General features: G+C 59.9%; 4 protein-coding genes and 1 pseudogene. 4 read left to right on the top strand and 1 reads right to left on the bottom strand.

The window, feature by feature from the left end; all coding sequences use genetic code 11:
* Positions 1-227: 227 nt before the first annotated feature.
* From SB822_RS37545 to SB822_RS37535, 3 genes are read left to right on the top strand one after another with little or no spacing between them, the layout of a single operon-like run.
* Positions 228-1,487 (top strand): site-specific integrase, encoded by a 1,260-nt coding sequence (locus tag SB822_RS37545; RefSeq protein WP_410856966.1) that lies wholly within the window; start codon positions 228-230, stop codon positions 1,485-1,487.
* On the top strand, positions 1,484-2,428 hold the full coding sequence (locus tag SB822_RS37540; protein ID WP_410856965.1) for a tyrosine-type recombinase/integrase: 945 nt from the start codon (positions 1,484-1,486) through the stop codon (positions 2,426-2,428). The genes SB822_RS37545 and SB822_RS37540 overlap by 4 nt, the downstream gene beginning before the upstream one ends.
* The gene (locus tag SB822_RS37535) at positions 2,425-3,429 is read left to right on the top strand and encodes a tyrosine-type recombinase/integrase (protein WP_410856964.1); all 1,005 of its coding nucleotides are present in this window, start codon (positions 2,425-2,427) and stop codon (positions 3,427-3,429) included. Before SB822_RS37540 ends, SB822_RS37535 begins: the two co-directional genes overlap by 4 nt.
* A gap of 163 nt (positions 3,430-3,592) precedes the next feature.
* On the opposite strand, the pseudogene SB822_RS37530 reads toward SB822_RS37535, so the two are convergent.
* Positions 3,593-4,108 (bottom strand): annotated as a pseudogene (locus tag SB822_RS37530) (IS30 family transposase); the annotation flags it as partial.
* A gap of 377 nt (positions 4,109-4,485) precedes the next feature.
* Here SB822_RS37530 and SB822_RS37525 point away from each other — a divergent pair.
* On the top strand, positions 4,486-5,763 hold the full coding sequence (locus SB822_RS37525) for a paraquat-inducible protein A (protein ID WP_039899862.1): 1,278 nt from the start codon (positions 4,486-4,488) through the stop codon (positions 5,761-5,763).
* Positions 5,764-6,000 lie beyond the last annotated feature (237 nt).

The following is a 6,000-nucleotide window of genomic DNA, read 5'->3' as shown; positions in this document are numbered from 1 at the left end:
ACTGGTTGCCGGCGCCCTTTATGAAGTCGCCTTCCCAGTGACCTGGCATCACCCGGTCGTCGACCTCAGGCGGGCGCTATCCTCAGGTTGGAATTATGGAAGGTTCGGCGCACGTCTATCAGGATAGGGCTCGTTTGTAGGGCACCTGGTGCGCCCGCGAGTCCGGCGATCTTCCATAATTTGCAGTACTTTCCTCGTGCTGTTTCGTCTTTGCGAGGAGAGTTGTCATGTCCATGTACTCGCGTATTAAGCCTGGCCAGATTCTTGGCGAACAGTGGTTTTCCAAGGCTGCGTTGGCAGCGCACGCAGATGCGTATGTTGACTATCTGACCGAGCGTGGCTATGCCGTGGAGACCGTAGAGCGCTACTTCAGGTGCGTCGCCCACTTCGTTCACTGGCTCTCCGAACGGGGCGCCGGCCTTTCCGATATCAATGAAGCAATAGTCAACCGGTTTCTCGACCAACATCTGCCTCATTGTCGATGCGCCCCACGATGCCGTCGCACGAGAAACGACGCCAGTGCAGCGCTGAGGCACTTTTTTGCCATGCTCGGCAACGTACAGGCGCACCATGTCCAGAGCGTTCCCACCGCAATCGCAAGGGAGTTGGCCGACTTTAATCGTCATCTGGTGGAAGTCCGCGGTATCTCCGATAGTACACGTAGCGATCGGCTACGCGACGTCCACGAACTTCTTCTCGATCGTTTCGGCGCGCGCCCAGTGCGAATTTTGAAGCTCACTCCGGCGGAGGTCGTGCATTTTGTCATGCACCGCACGCTCGGGCTCGCACCCGGTACAGTCAGGCGCGTCGGCACTTCGCTGCGCAGCTATTTCGCGTTCAAAGCAAGTTGCGGAACTCCCACCACGGCTCTCATTGCGGCACTGCCACGGGTCGCTCAGCGGCGTCTCGCTGGACTGCCCGAGGTTCTCTCGCCTGCGGAGATCAGCCAACTGCTCAATGCGTTCGATCGCGACAGCGCCACTGGTATGCGCGATTACGCAATTACGCGCTGTCTGCTGGACCTGGGCTTGCGACGCGCAGAGGTGGCGCGCCTACGCCTGGATGACATCGACTGGCGGGCTGCAACGTTGACGATTCACGGCAAGGGCAAGCGAGCCGACCTCGTACCTCTTCCAAGAAAGACCGGCCAGGCAATCGCCGCGTATCTGCAACGCGGACGCCCTCAGACCACGCGGCGTGAAGTTTTCGTACGCCATCGACCGCCACTCAACGCTGCGGCCAACCTGGACATCGTCCGAAGCGCGGTTCGTAACGCTGCCGAACGCTGCGGTCTGCAGCAGCGCGTCCGCGGCACGCACATTTTCAGGCACACCATGGCGTGTCGGATGGTCCAAAGTGGCGCTCCATTCAAGGAGATCGCCGACTTGTTGCGCCACCGCGATCTTGACTCGACGACTATTTACGCGAAGATCGATCTTCCCTCGCTTCGGCGCGTGGCGCTCCCATGGCCGGGGAGGCAATCGTGAGCGCCCGCACATCCTTCTCAACCCGGATCGACGATTACCTTGCCGTTCGTCGTCGGGCCGGCTTTGCGCTTAAAGCGGAAGGCAAGCAACTCGGGCAATTTGCGCGCTTTGTCAAAGAGGTTGGCCACCACGGTCCGCTGACAGTGCAACTTGCCATTCGGTGGGCCAGCAGCTGCCGCAGTGGCCGGCGACTAACGGCCGCTCGCCGGATTGAGGCGATCCGACCTTTTGCCTCTTACTGCCGGCAATTCGATCCCGCAACCGAGGTGCCACCCCGTGGGCTTTTCGGGCCCGCCCATCGACGGTTGGTGCCGCACATTTTCACGGACGAGGAAATCCTTGACCTGCTGGCCGCGTGCGATCACCTTTACCCACCGGGTGGCCTGCGTGGCGCAAGCTGTGCAGCTATCTTTGGATTGATGGCGGCAACAGGCCTGCGGATCTCGGAAGCGACCGGGCTTGCCCGTTTGGACGTCGATCTCGATCAACGGCTGCTGCATATTCGATGCGCCAAGCTTGGCAAGTCGCGTTATGTACCGATACACCCCACCGCAGCAGAAGCGTTGCGCCGTTATGTCAAGAAACGCGACCGCGATCCCCTCGGCGGTAATACCGACGCATTCTTCGTGTTCGACTACGGTCGACCTGCTTCCACACAAAGCGTCGGGTACGCCTTCAAGTTACTGCGCGCGAAGTTAAAGTGGCGCGCTCGCGGCGATCATCCCGCGCCGCGACTGCAGGATCTGCGACATACATTCGTCTGCCATCGATTGCAGGACTGGTACGCTCAGGGGCTGGACATCGACCGGAGCATTCTTGCCCTGTCAACCTACCTTGGACACGCGAAGGTCACAGACACGTATTGGTATGAGACAGCAACGCCTGAGCTGTTGGCAATCGCAGCCCGGCACTTCGTGCGCTGCCATGGAGGTACATCGTGAGCCGCTCCACCACACAGCCTTTCCCAAGCTTGTTACAGAAGTTCTTTACCCAGCGTCTGCTGCAGCAGCGGCACGCAAGCCCCTGCACTGTGGCGGCTTACCGCGACAGTTTCCGGCTTCTGTTGGCCTTTGCCCATCAACGCTTGCACAAGCGGCCGAGCGATATCACGATTGAAGACCTGAATGCGCCATTCATTCTCGAGTTCCTCAGGCATCTCGAACAGGACCGGCATAATTCAATCCGCAGCCGCAACGCACGCTTTGCCGCTATCCGATCCTTCATGGAATACGTTTCGTTCGAGGAGCCCTCGGCCGTGGCCTTGACGCGGTCGGTACTGGCAATTCCCATGAAGCGGTTTGAGCAGCCGCTTGTCGGATTTCTGTCCCGCGAACATATCGAGGCCATCCTCGCCGCTCCAGATCCGCATACCTGGACTGGGCAGCGCGACCACGTGATGCTGGTAACGCTCTACAATACCGGCGTACGTGTTTCCGAACTGATCGACATGCGCGTGTCTGATCTCGTTCTCGGGCCCACCGCGTGGGTTCGTATACATGGGAAGGGTCGCAAGGAACGCTCAGTGCCGCTGTGGCCCGACACCGCCAAAGAACTCAAGCGCTGGCTACGGCAATATCCACGTGGGCCTGAGGAACCCCTATTTCCCGGCCGGTCCGGCGCGCCGCTCACGCGCATCGGCTTCACCGAACGGCTCAAGCTCGCAGTCCAGAGCGCATCGCAACAGTTTCCAGAACTTGCGCGGCGTCGGATTTTTCCGCACCTTGTTCGACACTCGGTCGCTATGCATATGCTTCAGTCCGCCGTTCCTGTTACCGTCATCGCGCTGTGGCTTGGACACGAAAGTCCACTTACCACTCATCGTTATGTCGAAGCGGACCTGCAGATGAAGGACAAGGCATTGAAGGCACTCCAGGCACCGTCTCGCACGCCGCTGCGGTATCAACCGAAAGATGATCTTCTCCGGTTTCTGCAGTCACTATAATTATGGATGGTTCGTAACTGGCTGATGGATCACGTACTTGCCTCGATGCCGCGGCGTTCACGCACCTGCGGCGTCGATTTTCGTTTGACGCCGCAACGTGCTCGCTTGAACCTTCCATAATTCCAACCTGAGGATAGCGCCCGTTATAGAAGTATTTCTATAACGGGCGCACATGGATGCTCACCATGTCGGGGATCTGGCCGCGCCGGTCAGTGCCCCGCTTGCGTGACATACGCGTGCTGTGGCCGTGGCGCAGACAGGCGATCAGCTGGCGGCGCAGCTCGCCGCGTGGCTGCGCATAGATGGCGGTGTAGATGGTCTCGTGCGAGACGTGCTGGGTCGGATCGTTGGGCCACATGCGCTTGAGGGTACCTGAGATCTGCTGCGGCGACCACTTCCATTCCAGCAGGGTCAGTACGACGCGCCACGACACGCTTTGAGGGTGCAGCTTGGGACATGGGCGCGCCGCCTCGCGTCGGCTCGTGCTGAGCGACTGCGCCGGCGCAGACGCATAGCCCACGGCAGAACACGTGTTTCTGGTCAGCTCGCGGCTCACGGTTGATGCCGGGCGCCCGAGTATTCGGGCCATGGCCCGAACACTCGAACCCTGCTGCTTCATGCTTGCAATGGTTATGCGTTCTTCAGGCTGAAGCTGTTGATACGTTCTTCTTTTTTGCATGTGCGCACCTTACACGAGGAAGGTGTTGCACTTCAGATTTGATCGCGCCAGGCGATTCAGGGTCGCGTTCCAGCAGGTGGATGATGCCCTGGTTACTGTGCGGAGTCGCGCGAGCAGGTGGACGTTCTGGGCAGAGAGGTCGAGGCGTTGCGAAGCTATGCGCACTTCGCGACGACGGCGGCTACACGAGCTACGTCGAGGTGTGCTCGATGCCGAACGCAGTCTATTCAACGCGCAGTTGAACTTTACGCAGACACAGGGCGGCGACATTTACGTTGGCGTCGTGAAGGCTGAATCGTCCGGGCGCAGCAGGTGACGACGCCTCCGGTCGACGATGACCAGCCCATTGAACTCCAACCGGGTCAGCAGGTGCCCCGATGAATCGCAGTGAACTCTTTGCCTGCCACGAATGTGATCTCCTCCAGCGGTTGCCGCAGGTGTCACCAGGTGGCGTGCTGCGTTGCCGTCGGTGCAACGCCGAGCTGTACCGTAATCGAATAAACGGTCTGGCGCACGCGCTGGCTTTCAGTATTGCCTCCATGGTGCTGATTGTCATCTCGAATCTTTATCCCATTGTCGGCCTGTCGATCAATGGCACAGTGGTCCAGACGACGCTCGGCGGCGCTGTGCGGGTGCTGTACCTGGACGGAATGTGGCCTCTCGCAGGACTGGTGTTTGCCACAACCATCCTGATGCCGGTGGTTCAGACCGCAAGCATGCTCTGGATCCTTCTGCCTCTTAGCGTGAACCGCATACCGTGGCACACGGCTATGGTGTTTCGTCTGTATCACCTGGCCGGACCCTGGACAATGACGGAGGTGCTCATCCTTGGACTGCTGGTGGCGCTGGTCAAGCTAGCGCACATTGCAAGCGTTGCGGTCGGTGTTGCGCTATGGTCGTTCGGCGCGCTGATGCTCGTACTGGCAGCTGCCGCAGCTGCTTTTGAACCGAGAGACCTGTGGTCGCGGGTCACCGCAGAGAGGGATACAGTCGACGCTGGGCAGGCGCGCGAGCCAGCGCCATGCGACGCCGTGACCGCAGCACAACACGGTCTTGCGCTGTGTCACGACTGCGGACTGCTCGCGAGGGTGCCTGCGCACGGGCAGAACCTGTCTTGCCCGCGCTGCGGCGCGTCGCTGCATATGCGCACACCGAACAGTCTGTCACGCACATGGGCGCTGCTCATTGCTGCGACGGTGCTCTATATCCCGGCGAATGTCTTGCCCGTGATGAACACCAGTTCACTGTTCGGTGCACAGAAGGACACGATCATGAGTGGAGTGGCCTATCTATGGACTTCCGGGTCCTGGCTCCTCGCGGCAATCGTGTTTATAGCGAGCGTGGCTGTGCCAATGCTGAAGATCCTCGCACTGGCCTATCTGACCGCTTCAACCCAGCTCCAGTCGAAGCGGCTGCCAGAACAGCGCACGCGCATCTATCGTGCGGTCGAATTTGTCGGCCGATGGTCGATGCTTGACATATACGTGATCACGATGCTCGTTGCGCTGGTGCAGTTCAAATCATTGGCCACCATCGAGGCGGGTCCTGCCGCCATTGCCTTCGGAGCAGTCGTCGTGCTGACCATGTTTGCAGCGATGACGTTCGACCCGCGTCTCATCTGGGACGCCGCGGAGTGTGATCATGCCAGGTCATGAACAGGAGCCCGATCTGGCGGATATTGCCGACGCGGTTGCCGCTCCCCGCAAATGTTGGCGGATGCAGCTCGTAAGGCTGATGCCGGTCCTTGCTGTATTGATAGGCGAATGGCTTGCCATGAAAGCAGTTCTCGGACAGGGGCGAGCAAGTCGATGGCGAACTACCACCCCGAATGTGTCTGGAAAATTGGAGTGCGTATGTCCGCGTATCGGTAGCGCCGCATCGCGAGCGAATCC

Source organism: Paraburkholderia sp. SIMBA_054, assembly GCF_046534875.1.
In the GTDB taxonomy this organism is placed as follows: Bacteria; Pseudomonadota; Gammaproteobacteria; order Burkholderiales; family Burkholderiaceae; genus Paraburkholderia; species Paraburkholderia hospita.
The sequence above is the reverse complement of the archived record's forward strand: the minus strand, read 5'-3'. Positions and strand labels throughout refer to the sequence as shown.